The following is a 24,758-nucleotide window of genomic DNA, read 5'->3' as shown; positions in this document are numbered from 1 at the left end:
GGCCGTGCGCACGTGGCCGTCCGCACCGCCCCGGCAGGATTAGAGACGGCTCACAGCCCGGTCTCACGGTCCTCTCAGCCGGGCGGCCGAGCGTAGCGTCCATGACCACGACCAGCTTCTCCCCTCCGGCCGGCGAACCGTGGCCGGAGGCCGCGAACTATCCGCCGCCGGAGGTGCCGCAGCCGGCCCCCGGGCTCCCCGGCCCCGCCCCGGTCCCCGGAGCGGCTCCCGCCCCCGCGCCGGCCGAGGCGCTCTTCCCGCCGTGCCCGCCACCCGCCGCCGGTCCCAAGGGCCCGTCGTCCTGGGCCGGCCGGCTGCGCACCCTGGCGGCCCGGTCCTGGCGCGGCCGCGCCGACGACCCGCGCTGGGTGCGCCCCGCGCTGCTGGCGCTGCTGGCCGCCACCGCCGTCCTCTACCTCTGGGGCCTGAGCGCCTCCGGCTGGGCCAACTCCTTCTACTCGGCGGCCGCCCAGGCGGGCAGCCAGAGCTGGAAGGCCTTCTTCTACGGCTCCTCGGACGCCGGGAACTTCATCACCGTCGACAAGCCGCCGCTCGCGCTCTGGCCGATGGCGCTCTCCGCCCGCCTCTTCGGCCTCTCCTCCTGGTCGGTGCTGGCCCCGCAGGCGCTGATGGCGGTCGCCACGGTGGCCACCCTGTACGCGACGGTGCGCCGCCGGTTCCCGCCGCTCGGCGGCCTGCTGGCCGGGGGTGCGCTGGCGCTGACCCCGGTGGCGGCCCTGATGTTCCGGTTCAACAACCCGGACGCGCTGCTGGTGCTGCTGCTCACGCTGGCCGCGTACGGCCTGCTGCGGGCCACCGAGGCGGCCGGCACCCGGTGGCTGGTGTTCACCGGGGTGATGTTCGGACTGGCCTTCCTCACCAAGACGCTCCAGGCCTTCCTCGTGCTGCCCGCGTTCGCGCTGGTCTACCTGGTGGTCGCGCCGACCGGGCTCTGGCGGCGGGTGCGGCAACTGCTGGCCGCCGGCCTGGCCATGGTGGTGGCGGGCGGCTGGTGGGTGGCGGTGGTCGAGCTGGTACCGGCCTCGGCCCGCCCGTACATCGGCGGCTCGCAGGACAACAGCTTCCTCTCGCTCACCTTCGGCTACAACGGCTTCGGCCGGCTCAACGGCGACGAGACCGGCAGTGTCGGCGGCGGTGGCGCCCGGCTGATGGGCGGGGCCGAGGCACCGCCCGGCGGCGGCCGCGCGATGGGCGGCTGGGGCGAGACCGGCATCACCCGGCTGTTCGACGGCGACATCGGCGGGCAGATCGCCTGGCTGATGCCGGCCGCGCTGATCCTGCTGCTGCTCGGGCTCTGGGCGACCCGCCGCTACGCCCGCACCGACACCGCCCGGGCGGCCTTCCTGGTCTGGGGCGGCTGGCTGGTCTGCACCGCGCTGACCTTCAGCTTCATGTCCGGCATCTTCCACCAGTACTACACGGTGGCGCTGGCCCCGGCGGTCGCGGCGCTGGTCGGCATGGGCGTCGACGGCCTCTGGCGGGTCCGGCACCGGCTGCCCTACGCCGCGGTGCTGGGCGCCACGCTGGCGGTCACGGCGGTCTGGGCGTACGTCCTGCTCGGGCGCAGCGCGGACTTCCTGCCGTGGCTGCGCTGGGCGGTCCTGGTCGGCGGGCTCGCCGCCGGGGCGGCGCTGCTGCTGGCCGGGCGGCTGGCGGCACGGCTCGCCACGACGGTCGGGCTGGTGGGTCTGGCGGCGGCGCTGGGCGGTCCGGCGGCGTACGCGGTGGACACCGTGAACACGCCGCACACCGGCTCGATCGTGACGGCCGGTCCGGCGGTCGCGGGCGGGCGGGGGATGGGCCCGGGCGGGATGCGCGGGATGCCGCCCGGCGGCGACGGCCGGTTCTTCCTCAACGGGCAGCAGGGCTCGCCCGGTCAGGGCGGCGCGCCCGGGCAGCTGCCCGGCGGCGCCGCGAACGGCGCGGGCGGCACGGGCGGCGACGGGACGGGCGGCGGCCGCAACGGACGCGGCGCAGCCGGCGGCTTCGGCGGCACGGGTGGCTTCGGCGGCGGCGGAATGGCCGGCGGCGCCCCCGGCGGCATCGGCGGGCTGTTGAACGGCGCCACCGTGAGCGACGAGGCCGCCGCCCTGCTCCGGCAGGACGCCGACCGCTACACCTGGGCCGCCGCGACCGGCGGCTCGCAGACCGCCGCCAGCTACCAACTCGCCTCGGGCGAACCGGTGATGGCCCTCGGCGGCTTCAACGGCACCGACCCGTCGCTCGGCCTGGACGCCTTCCGGCAGTACGTCCGGGAGGGCAAGGTGCACTGGTTCATCAGCGGCGGCTCCCGCCGGACGGCCGGCCCCGGCACGGGCACCGGGACCGGCACCGGCACCGGCACCGATCCCGCCGCGACCGCCGCGACCGCCGGTCCGACCGCCGGTGCCGACGGCGGCGCCCAGGAGTCGCAGACCGCCCAGATCGAGACCTGGGTGGCGAGCCACTTCACCGCGAAGACGGTGGGCGGCACCACCTTCTACGACCTGACGCAGACGCCCGCCCCCTGAGCCGCACCCCCTGAGCCGGGAGCCGCGGGAGAACGACGGAGGGGACGCACCGCCGCTGGGCGGTGCGTCCCCTCCGTCGTCGTCCGGCGTGGATCAGTCGGTCGGGCAGCGCGTTCCGGCGGCCGGCGCGGTGCCGTCCGTCAGGAAGGCGTCGACCGCGGCCCGGACGCACTTGCTCCGCCCGTAGCCGATGTGGCCCTCGCCCTCGCGGGTGAGCAGGACGGCGTTGCCGAGCTGGGCGGCGAGCTTCTCGGCCGAGGCGTAGGGCGTCGCCGCGTCGCCGGTCGAGCCGACCACCACGATCGGGGCATCGCTCTTCGAGACGATCGGGTGCGGCTGCTCGGCGGAACGGAACGGCCAGGCACGGCAGTCGGGGTCGAACAGCGCCAGGCTCGGCTCGTGCCGGGTGATCAGCGGGGCCTTCGCCGCCAGGTCGGCGTACGCGGCCTGGAGGGCCTCGCCGGTCGGGACGGCGGTCGCGCCGTCGGCGCAGTGGATGGCGGTGTAGGCGTCGGCGGAGACTCCGTAGTGGCCCTTCTCGTCACGGCCGTAGGCGCCGTCCGCGCGGGCGAGCAGGTTGTCGCCCTTGCTCCGGACCATGGCCCACCCGAGGTCGTTGCGCAGCGCGTCCCAGGTCTTCTCGTCGCCGTAGAGGCTGTCGAGCACGCCGGCCCAGGCGGCGTTGGCGGTGAGGGCGCGCCCGCTCGTGGTGGTGAGCGGCTTCGCCTTGAGCCCGTCGAGGAACTCCGCGAGCTTGTCGGCCGCCTTGGCCGGGTCCTTGCCGAGCGGGCACTGGTCCTGCTTCGCGCAGTACGCGGCGAAGAGCCGCAGCGAGCGCTCGAACCCCGCGTACTGCACGATGTTGTGCTGGGCCAGCGGCACGGACGGGTCGACCGCACCGTCCAGCACCAGCCGCCCGACCCGGTCGGGGAACTCCTCGGCGTAGAGGCTGCCGAGGTAGGTGCCGTACGACATGCCGAAGTAGTTGAGCTTCTGGTCGCCCAGCGCGGCCCGCAGGACGTCCATGTCGCGGGCGGTGTCGCGGGTGCCGATGAACGGCAGCAGCTTGGCGAACTTGGCCTGGCAGGCGTCGGCGAGCACCTTGCCGTGGTCGTCGCCCGGGGTGTCGGTGGCGAGCCACTCGTCGCGGGCCTTGTCGTCCAGGCAGTTCAGCGGCGTGGTCAGACCGACGCCGCGCGGGTCGAAGCCGACCACGTCGAAGCGGTCGTGCATCGGGCCGTCGAACTGCGCGGGGGCGGCCTTGACCATGCCGACGCCGGAGCCGCCGGGCCCGCCGGGGTTGACCAGCAGGGAGCCGAGCCGCTGGTCCTGCCTGGCGACGGGGACCCGGACGACGGCCACGGCCAGCGGGTCGCCGGCCGGATGGGCGTAGTCCAGCGGGACGTTGAGCGAGCCGCACTGCAGCACCGACTCGTCGACCTTGGCGGTCTTCGGGTCGTCGGCGCAGGGCGCCCAGGCGATCTGCTGGCCGTAGAAGGGCTTGAGTGCCGGGTCGGCCGCGCCGGTGGGCCTGGGCGTCGGCGTGGGCGGGGTGGTCGGCGACGCGCTGGGCGTGGCCGGGGCGGCGGCCGGTGACGGCGTGCCGGAGGCCGCGTCGGTGGCGGTGGATCCGCCCGAGCCGGCGCAGCCGGCCAGGAGGGCGGCGGCGACGGCCGCGGGCAGGGCGCGCCGGGAGAACCGGGTGATCATCGAATGCACCGCACACGAATATCACCTGACCGTCACACCGGTCATATCGTGATCGGCCGGCGGACGGCGAAGGGGGCAAAGCGTGACGGAACGTTTCCTCAACCGCCGCACTGCTGGAGCATGGCCCTCTTGTCCGCCTCGGTGACGGGCAGTCGGTACTTCAGCGAGACCTGGGCGAAGCGCACCGCGTACGAGCAGCGGACGGCGGTGTTGGCCGGGAGCCAGGCGGCGGGACCGGAGTCGCCCTTGGAGGCGTTCTGCGAGCCGTCGGCCGGGACGAGGTTGAGCGGATCGTTGGCGATCTGCACGCGCTTGGCCTTGTCCCACGTCGACGCGCCCATCTGCCAGTCGTAGGACAGCGGCATCACATGGTCGATCTGGATCTTCGAGGCCTGCTGTTTGCTCCACCGGACGGTCTTCCCGGTGTACGGGTCGTCGATGGTCATGGCGGTGACGGTGCAGGCCGAACCGTCCTTGTGCTCGACCGAGCGGCCGTCCCGGGCCAGCAGGTCGTTGCGGGTGTCGCAGTTGTTGTGGCCGCCCGGGACGCCGTCGACGTTGTCCGTCCAGGCCGGGCCGAACTCGTCGCGGTCGTAGCCGTCCTTGGGTCCGGCGGCGGCGGTGGTGACATTGGCGATGATGTCGCGGCCGGCCTTCCGTTCCTCGGGCGTGGTCAGCGGCGCCAGGCCGGGCCTGGTGCCGTCGGGATTCTGCAGCGGGCTGGTGCCCGCGCCGGCGGGCCCGGCCGCCTCGGTGGCCGGCTTCCCGGCACCTCCGGTGCAACCGGCCAGCGCCGGCGTGGATATCAGGAAGGCGACGGCGGCGAGCAGGGCTGTGCGGCGGGCGGGCACGGAGACTCCCGGACTGGGGGGGTGGCTGACGGCGCCCCAGCAGACCAGTCGCCCCACGGGCCGTCAAGGCGGCGCGGCACGGAGCGTTCGAGCATGTCGAAGCTCACACCCCGGCGCCCGCCCGACCCCGCCCCGCCACCGCCCGCCCGGGCTCAGCCCCCGATCGCGGACATCGGCCGGTCCGGCTGCACGAAATCGGCCGAATTGATCGCGTGGCCGGGGCCCTTGCGCCCGATGGTGGCCCGCCAGGCGGCCTCGATCCGGTCGTCGTCCGCGCCGCCGCGCAGCAGTGCCCGCAGGTCGGACTCCTCGGTGGCGAACAGGCAGTTGCGCAACTGGCCGTCGGCGGTGAGGCGGACGCGGTCGCAGCCGCCGCAGAACGGGCGGGTGACGGACGCGATCACGCCGACCACGGTGTCGGTGCCGGCGATCCGCCACTCCTCGGCCGGCGCGTTCCCGTGCCGGCCGACCGGGACGAGGTCCCACCGGGTGCCGAGGACGGCGAGGATCTCGTCGGCGGTGACCATCGTCGCCCGGTCCCAGGCGCCCTGCGCGTCCAGCGGCATGGACTCGATGAACCGCATCCGGTAGCCGTGCTCGGCGGCGAACTCCACCAGGTCGAGGATCTCGTCGTCGTTGACCCCGCGCACCGGCACCGCGTTGACCTTCACCGGCGCGAGCCCGGCGGCCTGCGCGGCGGCCAGGCCGGCGAGGACGTCGGCGAGCCGGTCCCGGCGGGTGATCGCCGCGTACCGCTCGGGGCGCAGGGTGTCCAGGCTGACGTTCACCCGGTGCAGGCCGGCCCGGTGCAGCGCGTCGGCGGTGCGGGCCAGGCCGATGCCGTTGGTGGTCAGCGAGACCTCGGGGCCGAGGGCGGTGATCCGCCGGACCAGGTCGGGCAGGCCGCGGCGCAGCAGCGGCTCGCCCCCGGTCAGCCGGACGGAGCCGATGCCCAGCCGCCCGGCGGCGATCCGCACCAGCCGGACCACCTCGTCGTCGCTCAGCACCTCGGCCTTCGGCAGCCAGTTCAGGCCCTCGGCCGGCATGCAGTAGGTGCAGCGCAGGTTGCAGCGGTCGGTGAGGGAGACCCGCAGGTCGGTGTGGACCCTGCCGAAGCGGTCCGACAGCGGGCGCGGTGCGGTGTTCATCGGCCCAGTACAGGGGCAGCCGGGCCGGGATACCAGCGGCCGAACCACCGGGGAGCTGCCCCGACCTGCGGGTTCTCCTTGTGCGTTCGTACAACTGTGGCTTCCTACGGCTGCGCCGGGGCACCCCGGACGGGCAGGCTGGGTCCATGCGCGACAGCACGGGGACCAGCCGCCGGACGGGCGGTGATCGGCCGGTCGCCGCCCTGGTGCTGGCCGCCGGGGGCGGGCGGCGGCTCGGTGGCCGGCCGAAGGCGCTGATCCGGTACCGGGGCCGGCCGCTGGTCGAGCACGCGGCGGGGGTGGTCCGGGCCGGCGGCTGCGCCTCGGTGACGGTGGTGCTGGGCGCGGCCGGGGACCGGGTCCGCTCCACCGCCCATCTGCCGGGCTGCCGGCTGGTGGCCAATCCGGACTGGGCCGGCGGGATGGGCTCCTCGCTGCGGGCCGGGCTGGCCGCCCTGGCGCCGGAGGCCTCGGCCGTCCTGGTGATGCTGGTGGACACCCCCGGCGTCACCCCGGCGGCGGTGGCCCGGCTGCTCGCCGCCCACCGGGCCGGCGCCGAGCTGGCGGCGGCGGCCTACGCGGGGCGGCGCGGGCACCCCGTCCTGATCGGCGCCCGGCACTTCGCCGAGGCTGCGGCGGGCGCCACCGGCGACTCCGGCGCGCGGGCTCTGCTGGCGGCGCACGCCGACGGGATCACGCTCGTCGAGTGCGCCGACATCGCCGTCCCCGACGACCTGGACACCCCCGCCGACCTCGCCCGTTGGACGACGGGGTGATCCTCTCCCGGTCCGGACCGGCGGCCGGTCCCCCCACGGGGTGGGGCGGGCTCCTCCTCCCCGACGAGGGATCGACCGCACACCCCTGATCTGTCCCTGAGGATTGCCCCATTCCGCGCCGCGGCCCCCGCGTTTCGGGGAGCATGGGACACGTCCTTCCCCTCGATTCGAACGGACGGTGCCCGCGATGTCCGGACTGCCCGACGACTTCACCGGACGCGACCCCGCACAGCACGGGCCGGTGGCGGGTGGTGGCGCCCGGGCGATCCGCTGCCCCGCCTGTCGGCGCGAGCACCTGTACGAGCCGCCGTCGCTGCCCTGCCCGTGCGGCGCCTCGCTCAAGGTGCCGCTGCTGCGCGGCGGCGTGCCGGTCCAGGTGCGGTTCCGGTCCTGGGAGGACTCCTGGCTGAACATGCGCTGCCCGCACTGCGGCCGCTCCGACCAGTGGCCGCAGCCCGAGTTCACCTGCAACTGCGGCGCGACCGTGCGGCTGCCGGTGGACCGCACCACCCGCCTCGGCGGCAGCGCGACCACCGGCCAGCTCGGCACCGCCGGCCCGCTGAACTCCCGCCCGCACCCCGCCCACCCGCTCAACGCGCCCGTCCCGGCCCCGCCCGGCGGCTCCGGTGCCTCGGCCACCCCCTGGCGGCGGCGCGCGCCGTTCCGCCCGCACCCGGTGCGCACTTCGCAGGACGCCGTGTTCACCGCCGCCCGCTACCTGGAGTGGCTGGGCTTCGACGACCTGGAGCTGACGGAGGCCCAGGAGCGCGACGGCGTCACCCTGCTCGGCAGCCGGATGGTCGCCCAGGTGGACACCTGGACCGAGCCGGCCGACGTGAAGTCGGTGGAGTGCCTCTGGCTGCAGACCCTGCACGCCGAGGAGATGGCCGCCGCGATGTTCACCCTGGCCGGCTACTCGCACCAGGCCACCGTGCGCGGCGAGCAGTTGCTGGTCGCCCTGTTCAGCCTCGACCTCGCCGGAGTGCCCCAGCCCGCCAACGGCGCCGCCGAGGCGCTGATGGAGACCGGCTGGACGTCCTGACCCCGCTCCGACCGGCCCGGCCCGCCTGACACCGTCCGCCCGCGGCCCGGGCCGTCGGCCTGCCCGGCCCACCGGCCCCGGCCGTCCCGGTGGCCCCGCCCGCCCCCGGGAGCGATCGGCGCGGAACCGGTTCGCCCGCAACAACCTGCGCTCGTGATCTGGTGCACAAGCTCACCCCCGTGTTGAATTGCCGCCACAACGCGGGCCTTGGGGGCAGAGGCCGGCGTCCTGCTGGATGGCGCACACAAGGAGGTGGCGTTGTCGGAGCACGGATGGGGCCCGAGTGGCCAGGGCGGGCGCGACGGTCGGGGGCGGCCGGCGCCCCGCGAACCGGGGGACACCGTATGGCGGCTGCGGTCCCGGGCGTGCTGGCAGGAGGCCGCGGAGCTGTTACGCCCGGCCGCCGAACGCGACCCCGAGGCCGCCCTCGGCCGGGCCGAACTCCTCATCGAGCAATGCCTGTTCACCGCGGCCAACTGGACCCAGGCGGAACAGGCGCTGCGCCTCGCCGAGGCGTTGGTGACCAGCACCGAGCAGCGCGCGGGCGCCTCCTGCGCCCGCGGGTTCCTCGCCTACGTCTCCAGCGTGCTCGGCGCACGCGACCGGCTGGACGAAGCGCAGGCGGCGCTCGGACGCACCTCGGCGCTGCTGCCGCCGGACGCCCCCGGGCGTCCGCTGCTGGACTTCCGCCGGGGGCTGGTCGCGGAGAACCTGCTGCGCGACCCGACGGCGGCCTGGATCGCCTACCGCCGCGCGCACGAGGGGGCCGACGAGCGCGGGGACGAGCTGCTGCGCTCCTACACCTGGCGGCACCTGGCCGCACTGGCCCAGGCCGCCGGGGACCACGACCGGGCCCGGGAGGGGTTCGACGCCTCGCTGCGGCTGCGCGAGCAGCTCGGCTTCACGGTCGGGGTGGCACCCGCGCTGGCGGCGCTTGCCGAGGTCTCCGAACCGGACGAGGCGGTCCGGCTGCGGGCCGAGGCGACCAGGCTGGTCCAGGCGCTCGGGGGCGTACCGGTCTGGCTCGCACGCCAGCTGAGCGCGGTGCGTACGCCGGGCGCTCCCCCGGACGGACGCGTCGAACGGGAACCCCGGGGAACAATCAGCTAAGGTGAGCCTAACCTGGCCGGGGTGAGCAGTACTCCGGCCAGGTTCGCCTTGCCGTTCCCGGGCTCCGCCAGGCCCCGGCCGGCCGTGCCCGGCCGCCGCCGAACCCGGCCGGGCACGGGTCGGACGGTCCGGCACGGGTCCGGTCGACCCGATAGGGCCCGCACCATGACCGCGAGCAGCACCCGACCCGGCCCCGCGCCGTACGCCCCCCGCACCACCCCCGCGCACGCTGTCACCCGCACGCCGGCGCCATGCACCACCAGCTACCGCAGACTCGGCCGGCTCTTCCCCGCACTGCGGGTGCACAGCGTCCCACCCCGCACCGGCGACGGCTGGACCAGCGGCACCGACCTCCTCACCGACCCGGACGCACTGGCCGAACTGATCGCCCACGACGCCCGGGAGGGGCTCGCCCGGTACGGCCGCCCGCTGCGCCCCGACGTCGCGGCCGGCTTCGGCCTGCACCGCTTCAGCTGGCCGGCGGCGCTGCTGTTCACCCTGCCCTGGTTCCTGGAGCGCCGGGTGCCGCTGCTCACCCCCGAGGACGTCTCGATCCGCCGCGCCACCGGCGAACTCACCGCCCGCCCGGGGGCGTTCGTCTGCCTGGCGGACGACCCGGCGGCCGGGCTGCCCGGCGCCCGGACGGTGGCCGACGAGGCGGCACTGGCCGCCGAACTGCGCACCGCGCTGGCCGGTTTCCTGGCCCCGGTGCTGACCGCCTTCCGCCCGGCGGTGCGGCGCAGCCCGCGGATGCTCTGGGCGATGGCGACCGACGCGGTGGTGGAGGGCCTCTGGTACGTCGGCGGGCTGCTCGGCGAGGAGGAACGGGCCCGGGCGGAGCTCTCGGACCTGCTGGCACCGGACCGGGCGGACGACGGGCCGGCGGCAGCCCCGGCGCTGCCGGTGGCCAGGGCGTGCACGCCCGGCGTGTGCGCGCCGTCCTTCACCCCCGGCGCGGGCTTCGCGACCGAAGGTGCTTCGGGCACCGACCGTGCCCGGGCCAGTTGCTGCCTCGTCTACACCGTGCGGCCGGAGGAGATGTGCGGCGGCTGCCCCCGCGTCACGCGAAGTTGACGGCATCGGCCTTCGGAAGGCCCCCGGAATCCCCGGAATTCCAGGGAATAGCACCCCTTAATTAATACGACAATGGGACTTCTCCCACGTCAGAAATCCCTCTCCTCAGCGCATTGACGGAGAATCGGCCGTTCTCGGGCCGAGCATCCGCCATGATGGTCCCCGCCATCACGACGCAGGAAAGCGAGGCTGGTCCAGGCGATGAAATTGTCCGACATACCGCTCGGTTGGGCCGTCACCGGCGTTGCGGTGCTGCTGGTCACCGCCCTGCTGCTGGCCCTGGTCCGAAATCGGGGATCCGCCGGCCCGGGCGGCTCGGATTCCTGGGAGCGTTCCGAGGAACGCCGCCGCCGCAAGGAATCCCTGTACGGCGCGGCCTCGTACACGCTGCTGTTCTGCTGCGCCGGCGTCGCGGCCGCGCTGTCGTTCCACGGCCTGGTCGGCTTCGGGATGCAGAACCTCAACCTCTCCGGCGGCTGGGAATACCTGGTCCCGTTCGGCCTGGACGGGGCGGCGATGTTCTGCTCGGTGCTCGCCGTCCGCGAGGCCAGCCACGGTGACGCCGCACTCGGCTCGCGCCTGCTGGTCTGGCTGTTCGCCGGTGCCTCCGCCTGGTTCAACTGGGTGCACGCCCCGCGCGGCTTCGGCCACGCCGGTGCCCCGCAGTTCTTCGCGGGGATGTCGCTCTCGGCCGCCGTGCTGTTCGACCGGGCGCTCAAGCAGACCCGCCGGGCCGCGCTGCGCGAGCAGGGCCTCGTCCCGCGCCCGCTGCCGCAGATCCGGATCGTCCGCTGGATGCGCGCCCCGCGCGAGACCTACGCGGCCTGGTCGCTGATGCTGCTGGAGGGCGTGCGCAGCCTGGACGAGGCGGTGGACGAGGTCCGCGAGGACAAGCGGGAGAAGATCATGGAGAAGGAGCGCCGCAGGCTGGCCGGGCGCCGCGAACGGGCCGAGATCCGGGCCATCAACCGCTCCAACAGTGCCTGGCGCGGCCGCGGCGCCGCCCGGCAGCTGGAGGCCGGCCAGGAGTCCGCCATAGCCGGCGGGCCCATGGCGGAGCGCCCCGCCGTGGAGCCGCCCGCGCCGGCCGCCGAGGGCCCGGTGGTGCAGACCGGGCTGCCGGCCCGCCCGGAGCGGCGCACCATCGACCTCACGATGGAGGAGGACACCGTCGCGCTGCCCCGGCTCGACTCGCTGGAGCGCAAGCTGAAGGACCTGGAGCAGCAGTTCGGCTGAGGCCGCCCGCCGGCCGGCGCACCACCGGCCGGCCCCGGGCCGCTCGGACGCCGCAGGGCCGACGGGCGGGCGCCGGGCGGCCCCGGTCCGGCCGGCGCCGGTGAGCCGGGCCGGTCAGGCCGCCGGCGTCGTCGCGGTGAGCTCGAACCACATCCGCTTGCCCGAGCCGCGCGGCTCCACGCCCCAGCCGTCCGCCAGCGCCTCGACCAGCATCAGCCCGCGCCCGGAGGAGGCCTGCTCCCCCGGTGTCCGGCGGGTCGGCCAGAGGTCGGACTCGTCCTCCACCTCGACCCGCAGCCGGGCCCGGCCGCCGTCCGCCGCCGCCTCGCGGTAGAGCCGGGCGGTGAACATGGCGTCCCGGTCGGTGTGCCGGATCGCGTTGGTGACCAGCTCCGAGGCGAGCAGCTCGGCGGTGTCCACCAGCTCGGCCACGCCCCAGCGGCGCAGCGCGTCCCGCAGCTCGGCCCGCACCTCGGAGATCCGTTCGAGGTCGGCCTGCCCGATCCGGCGGCGCAGTTGCTGGGCGGCGAGGCCGCCCTCCGGGCCGTCCCAGCGCAGCAGCAGGAGCGCTATGTCGTCCTCGCGCTCGCTGGAGTCGGCGACCTGGGAGGAGATCCGGTCGGCCAGTTCCTCCAGCGGGTCGGCGTGGCCCTCCCGGCGCTCGGCCAGCGGGCCGGCGACCACCTCGGCCAGCCGGGCGATCCCGTCGTCGAGGTCCATGCCGCGCGCCTCGACCAGGCCGTCGGTGCAGAGCAGCACCGTCTCACCCGGGTCCAGGCTGAACCGGGTGACCCGGTACTCCTCGTCCGGGGCGATGCCCAGCGGCAGCCCGCCGGCCACCTGGACCACGGTGGCGGTGCCGTCGGCCCGGCGGACCAGCGGGTCGAGGTGGCCGGCCCGGACGGCGTAGACCACGCCGTAGTCGACGTTGACCTCGGCGTAGGTACAGGTGGCGAAGTGGTCGGTGTCCAGGTCGGCGAGGAAGCGGGAGGCGCGGGCCATCACCGCCGCCGGCGGGTGGCCCTCGGCCGCGTACGCGCGCAGCGCGATCCGCAGCTGGCCCATGATCCCGGCGGCGTGCACGTCGTGGCCCTGGACGTCGCCGATCACCAGCCCGACGTGCCCGCCGGGCAGCGGGACGACGTCGTACCAGTCGCCGCCGATCTGCAGGCCGGAGCCGGCCGCCAGGTAGCGGACGGCGGTGGTCACGCCGGGCACCGACGGGACGGTGCGCGGCAGCATCACCCGCTGCAGGCCGGCCGCCAGCTCGTGCTCGGCGTCGTGCAGCCGGGCCCGGGCCAGCGACTGGGCGACCAGGCCGCCGAGGGTGGAGAGCAGGGTGCGCTCATCGGTGTCCAGCTGGCGGTCGTCGTCGAAGCTGACCAGGCAGACGCCGATCGGCCGGCCGCTGGCGACCAGCGGCAGGAAGGCCCAGGAGCTGCGGCCGGTCCGGCTGGTCGGCGTCCACACCTTCGCGTAGCGCTCCAGGAACTCCTCGCGGCTGGCGATGAAGACCGGCGCCCGGTTGCGCAGCGCCTCGGCCGCCGGGTGGTCGGCGGGCAGCACGGAGCGGTCCCAGAAGGTGAGCTCCTCGGGCCGGTAGCCGGAGGAGCCCAGGATCTGTACCCGGCCGGACTCGAAGGAGGCCAGCACCAGGCCGTCCGGCGGCAGCCCGGGCAGCGGGAGCTCCGTGAAGACCCGGGCGACGTCACGGACGGTGACGGCTTCGGAGAGCGCGCGGGCGGCCTCCTTGATGAACCGCGAGCGCTCCTCCCGCAGCAGGGCCATCCGGTCGGCGCGGTCGCGCTTGCGCAGCTCGACGGTGGCGTCCCAGATGAAGCCCACCATCCGCGAGGCCCGGCCGAAGGCGTCCGCGAGGACCCGGCCGCGGAACCGCACGGCGCGCATCGTCCCGCTCGGCCCGACCGTGCGGTAGTAGGCGCCGCACTGGCCCAGCTCGGCGACCGCGCGCTCGACCCGGCGGCGCACCACCGGCGCGTCCTCGGGGTGCAGCAGCGCCAGGAAGGAGGACGAGGTGCGGTCGAAGCGGTCCCGCTCGGCCGCGTCCAGGCCCATGATCGCGCAGGCCCGCTGGTCGCCCTCCAGGACGTCGCGGCGGATGTCCCAGTCGAAGGAGCCGATGCCGTTGGCGGCCATCGCGGGCTCCAGCCAGTCCGGCGTGGAGTCCCCGGAGGCGACGGGCAGGCCACCCGAGAGCATCGGCGCCAGCCGGCCCCCGGCGAGTCCGGGCGTCGTCCGCAGTGCGTGCCTGCGCACCGCCTGGGCGGGTGGTCTCGCCCGCCCCGACCCGGCCGTGGACTGACCGGGAGGAAGCGCCGGCCCCGGCGACTCGGGCTCAGTGGGCATGCTGCTCCTGCCGCTGCCGTGGCGAGCCACGCCGGGTGTCCGGCCTGGCCGCGGGGCAGTGTGAGTGGGTGGTGCTCGATCGGACCGTGCGGCCGGGCGGCGACCAGTCGAGGTGAGGTCTCCCCGCTGTTTGCCGCACGTGGACACACATTCCCACCATCCTCGCCAATGTTCGGCCGAGCGGCAATGGCACCGGACCGGGAATCTTCGGCTCGCCCTTCGCCCGGAGGTGCCGTTCGGCGGCGAACGACCTGGTCCTCCCGGCTCGGACGCCGGGTCGGCCGGGGTCCGGGAACTGCGCCGAACGGGTGGCGCCGGGGCCACCGGAGCGGCGCGGCGGCGACGCGCGCGGAGGCGGGCGGGCGTCACGCGGCGGGAACGCGGGCGGCGACCAGCCCGAACAGCCCGGGCGGCGACCAGCTCGAACAGCTCAGGCGGTGACCAGCTCGAACCAGGTGACCTTGCCGTCCCCGCGCAGCTGGACCCCCCAGGAGTCGGCCAGCGCCTCGACCAGCAGCAGCCCGCGCCCCGAGGTGGCGTACTCGGCGTCCGCGTCCCGGCGCCGGCCGGGCAGCCGGGTGACGCTGTCCTGGACCTCGATCCGCAACCGCAGGTCGGCGGTGAGCACCGCGTCGAAGACCGCGCCCTGGCCGGTGTGCAGCAACGCGTTGGTGACCAGCTCGGAGGAGAGCAGCTCCGCCGTGTCGGCCAGCTCGGGCACCCCCCAGTGGCCGAGCGCGGAGCGCAGCCGCCGGCGGACCGCGCCGACCGCGACCAGGTCGGCCGCGTCGAGCGTCACGTGCAGCCGGCGGTTCAGCGCACACCCCGGGGCCGGAATGCTCGGCAGTGCCTGGCCCGCCGTGCCCGTGGCCGCCGACGCACCCGGCGCACCCCCCTGGGGCCTGGCTCGGAAGGCGTCCCCCGAGCCCGTCCGCTGCCGCGGGAATCGCGACTGACCGTCCATCACCACTTGCCCCCGCCCTCAATCCGGGCACCCGCTGCCGGATCCCCCGCCGGTCGGGTCGCCGCCTCGTTCTGACCACCATCCTCATGCCCAGCTTTCGCGCTTTGGAACAGTGTGCGTCCGATCACCTGGGGTGAAAGGGGCACGGCGCGGCACTCGTGATCCAACTGCCCGCGCCGGACAGGTTTGCGATGCGTACGAGTCGTTTTCGGGCAACGCTGGACAGAGCGGCCGGGTCCGGGTTCAATGACCCGAGATGTTTGAACGCCGTTCTAACTTCACCCCCGGCACCCCCGGCACCCCCGACACCCCCAGCACCCATCGGCACCCCCCGGCGACCGCGAGCGAGGAACCGTGCGACTGACCCCCACCGAGCGGGACCGGCTGCTGATCTTCACAGCAGCCGAGCTGGCCCGCGCCCGGCGCGCCCGAGGCGTACGCCTCAACGTCCCCGAAGCGCACGCCCTGATCGCCGACACCGTCTGCGAGGCCGCGCGCGACGGCCGGCGGCTCGCCGAGGCCATCGAGGCCGGGCGCAGCGTGCTCACCGCCGACGACGTGCTCCCCGGCGTCCCGGACGTGGTCACCGTGGTCCAGGTCGAGGCGGTGTTCGACGACGGCACCCGGCTGGCCGTGGTGAACGACCCGTTCAAGGGCGCCGGCTCGCTCGGCGACGACGCGCCCGGCGGCGCGCTGCTCGGCGCGGGCCCGGGCTACGACCCCGTCGAGGAGACGGTGGTGCTGCCCGTCCACAACACCTCCGGGGTGCCGATCTCGGTCACCTCGCACTTCCACTTCTTCGAGGCCAACCCGCGCCTGGCCTTCGACCGCGCCGCCGCCTACGGGACCCACCTCGCGGTACCGGCCGGCTCCTCGGTCCGCTTCGACCCGGGCGCCACCGTCGAGGTCGGCCTGGTGCCGATCGGCGGCGAGCGGGTCGCGATCGGCTTCGCCGGGCTGGTGGACGGCCCGCTGGACGCGCCCGGCGCCAAGGAGGCCGCCCTGGCCAAGGCCCGCGCGACCGGCTACCTGACCAACTTCGACGACGCCGAGGTGGAATCGTGACCGCCATCACCCCGCACGACTACATCGCGGTGCACGGCCCGCGCGCCGGGGACCGGATCCGGCTCGGCGACTCCGGTCTGATCGTCCGGGTCGAGTCCGACTCGCAGGCGCCCGGTGAGGAGTTCCTGGCCGGCTTCGGCAAGACCGCCCGGGACGGCCTGCACCTCAAAGCCGCCGCCGTCCGCGACACCTGCGACGTGGTGATCAGCAACGTGCTGGTGATCGACGCGATCCAGGGCATCCGGAAGACCTCGATCGGTCTGATCGACGGCCGGATCGCCGCCATCGGCCGCGCCGGCAACCCGGACACCCTGGCCGGCGTGGAGGTCGTCGTCGGCACCGGGACGACCATCGTCTCCGGCGAGGGCATGATCGCCACCGCCGGCGCCATCGACACCCACGTCCACCTGCTCTCGCCGCGGATCATGGAGGCCTCGCTGGCCTCCGGCGTCACCACGATCATCGGCCAGGAGTTCGGCCCGGTCTGGGGCGTGGGCGTGAACTCGCCCTGGGCGCTGCGGCACGCCTTCAACGCCTTCGACGCCTGGCCGGTCAACATCGGCTTCCTCGGCCGCGGCTCCTCCTCCGACCCGGCCCCGCTGGTCGAGGCCCTCGCCGAGGGCGGCGCCTCCGGCTTCAAGGTGCACGAGGACATGGGCGCCCACACCCGCGCCCTGGACACCGCCCTGCGGGTCGCCGAGGAGTACGACGTCCAGGTCGCCCTGCACACCGACGGCCTCAACGAGTGCCTCTCCGTGGAGGACACCCTCAAGGTCCTGGAAGGCCGCACCATCCACGCCTTCCACATCGAGGGCTGCGGCGGCGGGCACGTCCCCAACGTCCTCAAGATGGCGGGCGTCGAGAACGTCATCGGCTCCTCCACCAACCCCACCCTGCCGTTCGGCCGCGACGCCCTCGGCGAGCACTTCGGCATGATCGTCTCCGCCCACGACCTCAAGGTCGACCTCCCCGGCGACGCCGCGATGGCCCGCGACCGCATCCGGGCCGGCACCATGGGCGCCGAGGACGTCCTGCACGACCTCGGCGTCATCGGCATCACCTCCTCCGACGCCCAGGGCATGGGCCGCGCCGGCGAGACCGTGCGCCGCACCTTCGCCATGGCCGGCAAGATGAAGGCCGAGCTCGGCGCCCTCGACGGCACCGGCTCCTACGGGACGACCGAGGGCGGCGACGACAACGAGCGCGTCCTGCGCTACATCGCCAAGCTCACCATCAACCCGGCGATCGCCCACGGCCTGGCCCACGAGGTCGGCTCGATCGAGGTCGGCAAGCTCGCCGACATCGTGCTGTGGCGCCCCGACCACTTCGGCGCCAAGCCGCAGCTCGTCCTGAAGGCCGGCTTCCCCGCCTACGGCGTCGTGGGCGACCCCAACGCCTCCACCGACCGCTGCGAACCCCTCGTACTGGGCCCCCAGTTCGGCGCCCACGGCGCCACCGCCGCCGACCTCTCGGTCGCCTTCGTCGCCCAGGCCGCCGCCGACGGCGCCTACCTGGACCGGGCCGCCGACGGCATGCCCACCCGGCGCCGCCGGGTCGGCGTCCGCAACACCCGCGGCATCGGCCCGCGCGACATGGTCCGCAACGCCCGGATCGGCGACGTGCAGGTCACCGAGACCGGCCTGGTCTCGCTGGACGGCGACCCGCTGCGCTCCGAGCCCGCCGACAGCGTCTCGCTCAGCCGCCTGTACTTCCTCTGACCCACCCTCACCTCCTCTCCAAGGACGCGAAGATGACCCCCACCCCCGCCTCGCTCGGCTACCGGATGCCCGCCGAGTGGCACCCGCACGAGCGGACCTGGATGGCGTTCCCCACCACCAACCCGACCTTCGACAGCCCGGAGCACCTGCACGCCGGGCGCGAGGCCTGGGCCGCGGTGGCCAACACCATCGTCCGGTACGAGCCGGTGACGCTGGTGGTCAACACCGGCGAGACCGAGGAGGCGCGCAAGTACGTCGCCCCCGAGGTCGAAATCGTCGAGCGCCCGCTGGACGACGCCTGGATGCGCGACATCGGCCCGTCCTTCCTGATCGACGGCAAGGGCTCGCTGGCCGCCGCCGACTGGATCTTCAACGGCTGGGGGGCGCAGTCCTGGGCCCGCTGGGACAACGACCAGCACATCGCCGAGCACATCAGCGAACTGACGGGTGTCCAGCGCTTCGCCTCCCGCCTGATCAACGAGGGCGGCGGCATCCACGTCGACGGCGAGGGCACCGTGCTCGTCACCGACACCGTGCAGCTCGGCGAGGGCCGCAACTCCGACTGGACCCGCGAGGAGGTCGAGGCCGAGCTGCACGCCCACCTCGGCACCACCAAGGCGATCTGGCTGCCGCGCGGACTCACCCGCGACTACGACGAGTTCGGCACCCGCGGCCACATCGACATCGTCGCCTCCTTCGTCCGCCCCGGCGTCGTGGTCGCCCACGTCCAGCCCGACCCGGCCCACCCCGACCACGAGGTGTGCCAGGAGCTGGTGGCGATCCTGCGCGCGTCCACCGACGCCCGGGGCCGCGCCCTGGAGGTCATCGAACTCCCCGCCCCCACCGTCCTGTCGGACGAGGACGGCGAACCGGTCGACTACTCCTACATCAACCACTACGTGGCCAACGGCGCCGTGGTGCTCTGCGCCTTCGACGACCCCCGCGACCAGGAGGCCGCCGCCATCCTCGGCCAGGCCTACCCCGGCCGCACCGTCGAACTGGTCGACGCCCGCGAGATCTTCGCCAACGGCGGCGGCATCCACTGCATCACCCAGCAGCAGCCGAAGGTGTGACACCCCGGCAGCTCAGCCCCCTGACCTGCCGGATTACCGAGAGCTGCTGTCCAGTGCCGGCACTGGACAGCAGCTCCTTCGTAGATCATCTCCCCCTGCGGCACTCGTCGCGCCGGGCTGGAATCCCATGATGTCGTCGTTGTCGACGGCACAGCCGCCGACAACGCCTACCGAGGACCCTGCGGAGGGATCGGCGGGAGCGCCGGTGGAGTCGAGCCCATCAGGTCGGCCATGTCGCGAAGCTCGGGCTCGGGCTCGGGCGCTGGGATGGTCACTACTCCTCCTCAGGAACGGCGGTCCGGGAACGAGTTCCGAGCGTGCATCGTCTGCGAGGGCGGCGTCGCACACCGTCAGTCGGTGGATCTCCAATCCCTTGCGCGGGCCCCACGCCCGGCACCGCCTGGCGGCCTGCCGGGCTCTCGGCGAGGAGGAGACCGTGCTGTGGCCGTCAGTGCGGTAGCGGGTGAAGACAGGTGCGGACCGCGAGCTGGTGCAGTTGTACCCGTACCGCTCAGCGGCGCCGGCCGCACGCGTGAGAGTGTCGGGCCACCAGCTCGCACGCGCATGAGGAGGGCCCGGTGGCGGTAGCGGAGTGGCCGGTGCATGGTCGGCGGCAGGTGTACGGCTCACCCTGGGTGGAGGTCTGGCTCGACGACGTGGACATTCCCGGCGTCGGCCGGATCGAGCATCACGTCGTCCGCATGCCCCGGGCTTCCACCACCTCCGTCGTCACCAACGAGGCGGGCGAGTTCCTGCTCATCCACCGGCACCGTTTCATCACCGGCCGGTGGGGCTGGGAGGTACCGGCCGGCTGGGCCGATCCCGGCGAGGATCCGGCGGTGGCGATCGCCCGCGAGGTCGAGGAGGAGACCGGCTGGCGTCCGGGCCGGGTCGAGCTGATGACCGAGTACGACGCCATGGCCGGCATCTCGGACGCACACTTCCGCAGCTACCACGTCACCGGATGCACCCGCATCGGCGAGCCGGAGGACATCTCCGAAGCGGCCCGGGTGGAGTGGGTGTCGGAAGCCGGGGTCGTGAAGCTGCTGACCAGCGGCGAGATCTCCGACGGCCCTTCCCACGCCGCACTCTCGTACTTTCTCGGGCCCTACCGGCTCGCGCGGACCGACAGCTGAGCCGCCGTCTCGGCGGGCCCCGCCCGCGCCGAGAGGGCCGGGGCGGGGCGTCGGCCCGGTGGGCTCCTGGTCAGGGGGGCTTCGGGCGCCGCCGGTATCGTGGGTGCCGCTGCGGCGCGGTCGCAGCGGCACAGAGGAGAGCAACACATGGCGGACGCCCGCCCGCGCCGGCCGGCGCGGCCCCGCGAGGAGGTCTTCGCCACCGCGCGGGCCGCCATCGCCGAACACGGGCTCGCCAAGCTGACCATGGCCGGCCTCGGCAAGCAGTTGCAGATGAGCGCCGGTCACCTGCTCTACTACTTCGGCAGCAAGGACCAGCTGCTGCTGGAGACGCTGCGCTGGAGCGAGGACCAGCTCGGGGCCCGCCGCCGCACCGCGCTGGCCGACGGCGACCGGGACGTCTGGGAGCGGCTGGGCGACTACACCCGGCTCTACCTGCCCGAGGGCGCGGGCGATCCGCGCTGGATCCTCTGGGTGGAGGTGTGGGGGCGCTCCCCCGCCAGCGAGGAGCTTCGACAGGGGCAGTTGGAGATCGAGGCCCCCTGGGACGCCGACCTGGTCGCCCTGCTCGACGAGGGCGCCGCCTCCGGTTCCTTCGCCGCGGCGGCCGGAGCGACCACCGAGCGGGCCGCCCAGATCCGCGCGCTGCTGGACGGTCTCGCCGTACCGCTCGCGCTCGGCCTGCCCGGCGCGCTCCGCGCGAGGGCCCTGCACCTCGCGGAGTCGGCCTGTCGGACCCTGCTGGCGCCCGCCTGACGGAGGGACTCCGGCAGCGTCACTCCGTCCAGATCGCGGCCGCCGTGCGGTCGTCGGCGTACCCCTTGGCACGGACCTGGACCTGGCGCAGGAAGTCCACGGTGCCCGGCGGGTGCGGGTGTGCCCAGTGGGCGGCGAGGAAGTGCGCGACGGCCGGCTCGTCGGCGATCGGCCGGGCCAGACCCGGGGTGCAGAGCAGCAGGATGTCGCCCGGAGTGGCCGGGACCATCCGGAACCGGAACGGGCGCGGGTCCGGCGCCGGACCGTCCGGCAGCGGGGGCTGACCGTCCGGGTGGTGCAGCAGCCGGGCCGCGTAGGCGTCGATCCAGTGACCGGAGCGCAGCAGGTAGAGCCCGCCAGGGCCGACCCCGAAGGCCGCCCGGTAGGAGGCCGCCGGGTCGAGCGAGAGCAGCAGGCAGTGCAGCGAGGCCGGGAAGACCGGATCCTCGCCGGCCGCCCGGGGGGCCAGGCCGCGCAGCGGGGCGGCGGCGGCCGTCGCGAGCCGTTGGAGGCCGTAGCGGAGGCGGTCCCGCGCGCCGTCGCGCAGGTCGGCGGCGAGGCCGGCCCGGCTGCGGCCGATCGCGGCGGCGAGCTGGCGGCACGCCTCGGCGGAGGCCGTCGCGACCGCCTCCGGGGCGACGTCGGCGATGTCGGCGAGCGCCTCGGCGGAGCCCGCGCCCGTGCGGTCGAAGCCGCCGAGCACGGCGAGCAGCAGGCCGTCCGTGCCCTCGCCGAACCTGGTCACCAGCAGCGCGTCCCGGCGGGGCTCGCCGCGGTAGCGGGCGGAGTCGCCGCGGACCGAGACGGCGCGCACGGTGGCGGTGGCGTACTGGGCCCCCTCCAGCACGGTGTCCGGCACCACGGCGCCGAGCGAGCCCGGGTCGGCCTCCGGTACGGCGGTCGGCTCGGGCCCGTACGTGGGCGGGCGCTCGCCGACGTGCGGGACGGCGGGCCCGGCGTCGGCGAGCACCGACCGGGCGGCGGGGCGGGCGACGGCCACCGCCGCAGCCGGGGGGACGGGTTCGGGATCGGGCGCAGGGGCGGGCTCGGGCTCGGGCTCGGGCTCGGGCTCGGGCTCGACGGCGGGCTCGGGGCCGGCAGTCGTCGGCTCGGGCGCAGGAGCGGGCTCGGGCTCCACCACGGGGTCCGGCTCCGGTGCCGGCTCCGGATCCTTCCGGAGAGCGGGCTCCTCCACCGCCTCCGGACCCGGCTCCGGCTCGGGCCCCGCCTCCGCCTCCGCCTCGGGCGCGGCCGCCCAGGCCGGGGCCGGGAACCGGTGCGTCTCCTCCGGCCCGCGCTGCTGCCCGATCACCCCGACCGCGGTGTCGAACCAGTCGTCGATGCTGTCCCGCTCCAGTAGGTCGGGCTCCGGCGCGGCCCGCTCCGACGCCTCGGGGGCCGACCCCTCGGGCCCCGGCGCCGCCGACGCCGCGGGTTCCGCCACCTCGGGCGCCGCCGCGGGCTTCACCTCGCCCTCCGGCCCACCCGTCCGCTGCTGGCCGATCAGCCCGGCCGCCGTGTCGAACCAGTCGTCGACGCTACCCTCCCCCGGTACCGCGTCCGGAGTGTCGGGGAGGGTGCCCGCCGGCCCTTCGTAGACCGTTTCCCACCAACCGTCGTCCGGTCGGGGCTGCTGTGCGGGTGCACCCTTTTTGCTCATCTGGCGGCTCCTGGTCGGTCCGTGGTCGCGCCGCCCCCGGCGGGGCCGGACTCGACGTCATTGTCTCCGAGTGCAACGACGGTGTCCGGGTTTCGGCGACAACCGCACACTGATCGGATGATCCCAATGACCGGGTTCGCCCCATGTTTCGTTTCCGTTCCGTCCGCGCTTGCCGGAACTGCCCCGAGCAGGGCGTTTCCGGGGTATTCAGGAGGTTCGGGGGCCGAAAATGGGGGCCGAGGAGGGGCATCGCTTCACCCGTTCGGCTGATTAAATGTGCGCATGACCGCGTCGGCCCCCAGATCGCTCCGACCGGGGAGGACCGCGTTCGCGGGCCGCCCGGTGGGCGCCCTGTGGTTCCTCCTGCTGGTCGGGCTGCTGGCGGCGCTCCCGTGCGCGGGCCAGGCCCAGGCGGTCTCGGTGGACCGGTCCGCCCCCGCGTCCGTTCCGGACGGCGTCGCCGGCCCGGCCCTCGCGGCCGCCCCGACGACGGGGACACCGCGGACCGCCGGGACACCTCCGACCGCCGGAGCACCGCGGACCTCGGCGGCGGAGCACGCGTCCCGGCAGGCCGGAGCCCCGCGCACCGGTCCGGCCGGCACGCTCGCCGACCGGCTCGCCGAGCAGAAGCGGCACCGGACGTGGTGCTCCGCCGACGGCGAGCCGCCGCACCGCGACAACGGCTGCTCCGGTCACCCGTACTGCGCCCAGGACGCCCAGCTGCCCAATCCGCCGCCCCAGCAGCAGCCCGCCCTGACGCCCCGCCCGGAGACCCCCGGGGCCCGGCCCCGGATGCTTCCGCGCGGGCTCCCGGACGGTCCGCGCCCGGCACCCGACCTGCACGAGCTCCAAGTTCACCGGTCCTGAGCGGAACCCACCGCCGGTCCTCCCCCCGCCCGTCCGAACGGACGGCGGCCGGGGTGGCACCGACGGATCCGCCCCTCCGCCCTCTCATCTGACCGCCGCGCCCGAAGCGCGCGGCGGGGACAAGGACACCTCATGGGTTCCGCCTCGAAGCAGTCCAACAAGCCGAGCGGCAAGCAGGCCGGTCTCGACCGTCGTGCCCGGATAGCCGAGCTGCGCGCCGCCGAGCAGCGCCGCGACCGCCGGAACAAGATCATCGCCTCGGTGATCGCCGGGACCCTGGTGATCGCCGCGATCGCCACCGGCACCTGGATCGTGGTCGACGCCAACAACGACAAGAAGGCCAAGGAGACCGCGGCCGCCGCGCCGATCGACGGCGTCCAGACCTTCGGCGACCTGAGCCGCAACCACGTCAAGGAGAAGGTCACCTACCCGCAGACCCCGCCGGTCGGCGGCGACCACAACGCGATCTGGCTGGACTGCATGGGCCACGTCTACGACCAGCCGGTCGAGAACGAGCGCGCCGTCCACTCGCTGGAGCACGGCGCGGTCTGGGTGACCTACAACGGCAAGGCCACGCCGGACGACATCAAGACCCTCTCCGACAAGGTCAAGGCCACCCCGTACTCGCTGATGAGCCCGTACCCGGACGAGAAGGGCACCATCACCCTCAGCGCCTGGAGCACCCAGCTGGTCGTGGACAGCGCCAGTGACCCCCGGGTGGGCGAGTTCTTCACCAAGTACGTGCAGGGCAAGCAGACCCAGGAGCCGGGCGCGTCCTGCACCATGGGGGCGATGTGACCGCCGACGCGGCGGTGTCCGGGGCGCACGACGACGGCCGGGACACCGGCCACGGCGACGCCCTGGACGACACTCCGGACGCGGCGCCCCGGCCCGGCCGCAAGCGGCTCTGGTGGCCGGCGGCGCTGGCCGCCGCGCTCGCCCTCGCGCTCGGGGTCCCCGCGCTGGTGGCGAGCGGGACGTCGGCGTCCGGCTCGTCCTCGATCGCGGCCCCGGCGGACGACTCGCCCGAGGCCGGGTTCGCCCGTGACATGGCGACCCACCACCAGCAGGCCGTGGACCTGTCGTTCATCGTCCGGGACCGGACCGGCGACGCGTCGGTGCGCACCCTCGCCTTCGACATCATCAACACCCAGGCGAACCAGCGCGGGATGATGATGGGCTGGCTCGACCAGTGGGGACTCCCGCAGCACTCGGCGGCCAAGCCGATGGCCTGGATGAAGATGGGCCACGACTACGCGGCGCACGACGGTTCGCTGATGCCGGGCATGGCCACCAACACCCAGCTCGCCAAGCTGGGCTCGCTCAGCGGGCGGGACGCCGAGGTGCTCTACCTGCAGCTGATGCTGGAGCACCACAAGGGCGGGGTGGAGATGGCCCAGGGCTACGTCGACCTGGCGAAGAACGAGACCGAGAAGCGGCTCGCCCAGTCGATGGTGGTCGGGCAGACCTCGGAGATCCAGTTGATCACCGACATGCTCACCGAGCGCGGCGCCACCCCTGGTGTGCCCGCGTCCTGATCGACCCGCAGCACCCGGCCGGGGGGGGGGGGGGGGGCCCCCGCCCCCCCCCCCGCCCCCCCCCCCCCCGCCGGGTCACCCCGCCGGCGGGGGCCCCCGCGGGGGGGGGGGCCACGGGGGTGGGGGGCCCCCCCCG

General features: G+C 74.9%; 20 protein-coding genes. 14 read left to right on the top strand and 6 right to left on the bottom strand.

Annotated features, from left to right (window positions below; translation table 11 throughout):
* The first annotated feature begins 101 nt into the window (after positions 1-101).
* The gene (locus tag ACZ34W_RS31200; RefSeq protein WP_465608887.1) at positions 102-2,531 is read left to right on the top strand and encodes a glycosyltransferase family 39 protein; all 2,430 of its coding nucleotides are present in this window, start codon (positions 102-104) and stop codon (positions 2,529-2,531) included.
* A gap of 93 nt (positions 2,532-2,624) precedes the next feature.
* On the opposite strand, the gene ACZ34W_RS31195 is transcribed toward ACZ34W_RS31200, so the two are convergent.
* The 3 genes from ACZ34W_RS31195 to moaA form a co-directional block, all read right to left on the bottom strand.
* On the bottom strand, positions 2,625-4,241 hold the full coding sequence (locus ACZ34W_RS31195) for an alpha/beta hydrolase (protein ID WP_329487117.1): 1,617 nt from the start codon (positions 4,239-4,241) through the stop codon (positions 2,625-2,627).
* A gap of 98 nt (positions 4,242-4,339) precedes the next feature.
* On the bottom strand, positions 4,340-5,092 hold the full coding sequence (locus tag ACZ34W_RS31190; protein ID WP_442906779.1) for an HNH endonuclease family protein: 753 nt from the start codon (positions 5,090-5,092) through the stop codon (positions 4,340-4,342).
* Positions 5,093-5,244: 152 nt separating this feature from the next.
* Positions 5,245-6,240 carry a GTP 3',8-cyclase MoaA gene (gene moaA, locus ACZ34W_RS31185; RefSeq protein WP_465608884.1) on the bottom strand — a complete coding sequence of 332 codons (996 nt, stop codon included), beginning with the start codon at positions 6,238-6,240 and terminating at the stop codon, positions 5,245-5,247.
* Positions 6,241-6,386: 146 nt separating this feature from the next.
* On the opposite strand from moaA, the gene ACZ34W_RS31180 reads away from it, so the two are divergent.
* From ACZ34W_RS31180 to ACZ34W_RS31160, 5 genes are all read left to right on the top strand, one after another.
* Entirely contained in the window at positions 6,387-7,016 is a 630-nt protein-coding gene (locus tag ACZ34W_RS31180) for a nucleotidyltransferase family protein (RefSeq protein WP_465608882.1), read from the top strand.
* Positions 7,017-7,203: 187 nt separating this feature from the next.
* Complete coding sequence (locus ACZ34W_RS31175; RefSeq protein ID WP_465608880.1) at positions 7,204-8,058, top strand: hypothetical protein; 855 nt, start codon at positions 7,204-7,206, stop codon at positions 8,056-8,058.
* A gap of 258 nt (positions 8,059-8,316) precedes the next feature.
* Positions 8,317-9,168: a hypothetical protein gene (locus ACZ34W_RS31170; protein WP_329487121.1), complete on the top strand. Its 852-nt coding sequence runs from the start codon at positions 8,317-8,319 to the stop codon at positions 9,166-9,168.
* A gap of 165 nt (positions 9,169-9,333) precedes the next feature.
* Complete coding sequence (locus ACZ34W_RS31165) at positions 9,334-10,242, top strand: (2Fe-2S)-binding protein (RefSeq protein WP_465608878.1); 909 nt, start codon at positions 9,334-9,336, stop codon at positions 10,240-10,242.
* A gap of 201 nt (positions 10,243-10,443) precedes the next feature.
* Positions 10,444-11,478, top strand: coding sequence for a DUF2637 domain-containing protein (locus tag ACZ34W_RS31160; protein ID WP_465608876.1), 1,035 nt, complete (start codon positions 10,444-10,446; stop codon positions 11,476-11,478).
* A 114-nt stretch (positions 11,479-11,592) separates the two neighbouring features.
* Here the strand turns inward: ACZ34W_RS31160 and ACZ34W_RS31155 are convergent, their stop codons facing one another.
* Positions 11,593-13,755 carry an ATP-binding SpoIIE family protein phosphatase gene (locus ACZ34W_RS31155; protein WP_465608874.1) on the bottom strand — a complete coding sequence of 721 codons (2,163 nt, stop codon included), beginning with the start codon at positions 13,753-13,755 and terminating at the stop codon, positions 11,593-11,595.
* A gap of 520 nt (positions 13,756-14,275) precedes the next feature.
* The gene (locus ACZ34W_RS31150; protein WP_352290360.1) at positions 14,276-14,644 is read right to left on the bottom strand and encodes an ATP-binding protein; all 369 of its coding nucleotides are present in this window, start codon (positions 14,642-14,644) and stop codon (positions 14,276-14,278) included.
* Positions 14,645-15,163: 519 nt separating this feature from the next.
* On the opposite strand from ACZ34W_RS31150, the gene ACZ34W_RS31145 reads away from it, so the two are divergent.
* From ACZ34W_RS31145 to ACZ34W_RS31125, 5 genes are all read left to right on the top strand, one after another.
* On the top strand, positions 15,164-15,874 hold the full coding sequence (locus ACZ34W_RS31145) for an urease subunit gamma (protein WP_465608872.1): 711 nt from the start codon (positions 15,164-15,166) through the stop codon (positions 15,872-15,874).
* A complete protein-coding gene (locus ACZ34W_RS31140) occupies positions 15,871-17,592 on the top strand; it encodes an urease subunit alpha (protein ID WP_396486802.1) in 1,722 nt (573 codons plus the stop codon). The genes ACZ34W_RS31145 and ACZ34W_RS31140 overlap by 4 nt, the downstream gene beginning before the upstream one ends.
* A gap of 32 nt (positions 17,593-17,624) precedes the next feature.
* The gene (locus tag ACZ34W_RS31135) at positions 17,625-18,665 is read left to right on the top strand and encodes an agmatine deiminase family protein (RefSeq protein ID WP_329487127.1); all 1,041 of its coding nucleotides are present in this window, start codon (positions 17,625-17,627) and stop codon (positions 18,663-18,665) included.
* A 578-nt stretch (positions 18,666-19,243) separates the two neighbouring features.
* Positions 19,244-19,801: an NUDIX hydrolase gene (locus ACZ34W_RS31130; protein WP_465608869.1), complete on the top strand. Its 558-nt coding sequence runs from the start codon at positions 19,244-19,246 to the stop codon at positions 19,799-19,801.
* Between the two features lie 147 nt (positions 19,802-19,948).
* Positions 19,949-20,557: a TetR/AcrR family transcriptional regulator gene (locus ACZ34W_RS31125; RefSeq protein WP_352290352.1), complete on the top strand. Its 609-nt coding sequence runs from the start codon at positions 19,949-19,951 to the stop codon at positions 20,555-20,557.
* Positions 20,558-20,576: 19 nt separating this feature from the next.
* Here ACZ34W_RS31125 and ACZ34W_RS31120 read toward each other — a convergent pair whose 3' ends face one another.
* Positions 20,577-22,217 (bottom strand): PP2C family serine/threonine-protein phosphatase, encoded by a 1,641-nt coding sequence (locus tag ACZ34W_RS31120; protein WP_465608867.1) that lies wholly within the window; start codon positions 22,215-22,217, stop codon positions 20,577-20,579.
* Between the two features lie 282 nt (positions 22,218-22,499).
* Between ACZ34W_RS31120 and ACZ34W_RS31115 the strand changes: the two genes are divergently transcribed.
* The 3 genes from ACZ34W_RS31115 to ACZ34W_RS31105 all read left to right on the top strand — a co-directional run bounded on the left by ACZ34W_RS31115 (position 22,500) and on the right by ACZ34W_RS31105 (position 24,622).
* Complete coding sequence (locus tag ACZ34W_RS31115) at positions 22,500-23,084, top strand: hypothetical protein (RefSeq protein WP_465608865.1); 585 nt, start codon at positions 22,500-22,502, stop codon at positions 23,082-23,084.
* A gap of 132 nt (positions 23,085-23,216) precedes the next feature.
* Positions 23,217-23,882, top strand: coding sequence for a DUF3105 domain-containing protein (locus tag ACZ34W_RS31110; protein ID WP_329487132.1), 666 nt, complete (start codon positions 23,217-23,219; stop codon positions 23,880-23,882).
* Positions 23,879-24,622, top strand: coding sequence for a DUF305 domain-containing protein (locus ACZ34W_RS31105; protein ID WP_465608863.1), 744 nt, complete (start codon positions 23,879-23,881; stop codon positions 24,620-24,622). Before ACZ34W_RS31110 ends, ACZ34W_RS31105 begins: the two co-directional genes overlap by 4 nt.
* Positions 24,623-24,758: the final 136 nt, after the last annotated feature.

It is taken from the genome of Kitasatospora sp. NPDC022856 (genome assembly GCF_055561235.1).
The sequence above is the reverse complement of the archived record's forward strand: the minus strand, read 5'-3'. Positions and strand labels throughout refer to the sequence as shown.

Excerpts from the sequence above, each read along its gene's own strand:
- ACZ34W_RS31200 (WP_465608887.1), top strand. The coding sequence starts at position 102 with ATGACCACGACCAGCTTCTCCCCTCCGGCCGGCGAACCGTGGCCGGAG.
- ACZ34W_RS31195 (WP_329487117.1), bottom strand. The coding sequence starts at position 4,241 with ATGATCACCCGGTTCTCCCGGCGCGCCCTGCCCGCGGCCGTCGCCGCC.
- moaA (WP_465608884.1), bottom strand. The coding sequence starts at position 6,240 with ATGAACACCGCACCGCGCCCGCTGTCGGACCGCTTCGGCAGGGTCCAC.
- ACZ34W_RS31180 (WP_465608882.1), top strand. The coding sequence starts at position 6,387 with ATGCGCGACAGCACGGGGACCAGCCGCCGGACGGGCGGTGATCGGCCG.
- ACZ34W_RS31175 (WP_465608880.1), top strand. The coding sequence starts at position 7,204 with ATGTCCGGACTGCCCGACGACTTCACCGGACGCGACCCCGCACAGCAC.
- ACZ34W_RS31165 (WP_465608878.1), top strand. The coding sequence starts at position 9,334 with ATGACCGCGAGCAGCACCCGACCCGGCCCCGCGCCGTACGCCCCCCGC.
- ACZ34W_RS31160 (WP_465608876.1), top strand. The coding sequence starts at position 10,444 with ATGAAATTGTCCGACATACCGCTCGGTTGGGCCGTCACCGGCGTTGCG.
- ACZ34W_RS31135 (WP_329487127.1), top strand. The coding sequence starts at position 17,625 with ATGACCCCCACCCCCGCCTCGCTCGGCTACCGGATGCCCGCCGAGTGG.
- ACZ34W_RS31125 (WP_352290352.1), top strand. The coding sequence starts at position 19,949 with ATGGCGGACGCCCGCCCGCGCCGGCCGGCGCGGCCCCGCGAGGAGGTC.
- ACZ34W_RS31120 (WP_465608867.1), bottom strand. The coding sequence starts at position 22,217 with ATGAGCAAAAAGGGTGCACCCGCACAGCAGCCCCGACCGGACGACGGT.
- ACZ34W_RS31115 (WP_465608865.1), top strand. The coding sequence starts at position 22,500 with ATGACCGCGTCGGCCCCCAGATCGCTCCGACCGGGGAGGACCGCGTTC.
- ACZ34W_RS31110 (WP_329487132.1), top strand. The coding sequence starts at position 23,217 with ATGGGTTCCGCCTCGAAGCAGTCCAACAAGCCGAGCGGCAAGCAGGCC.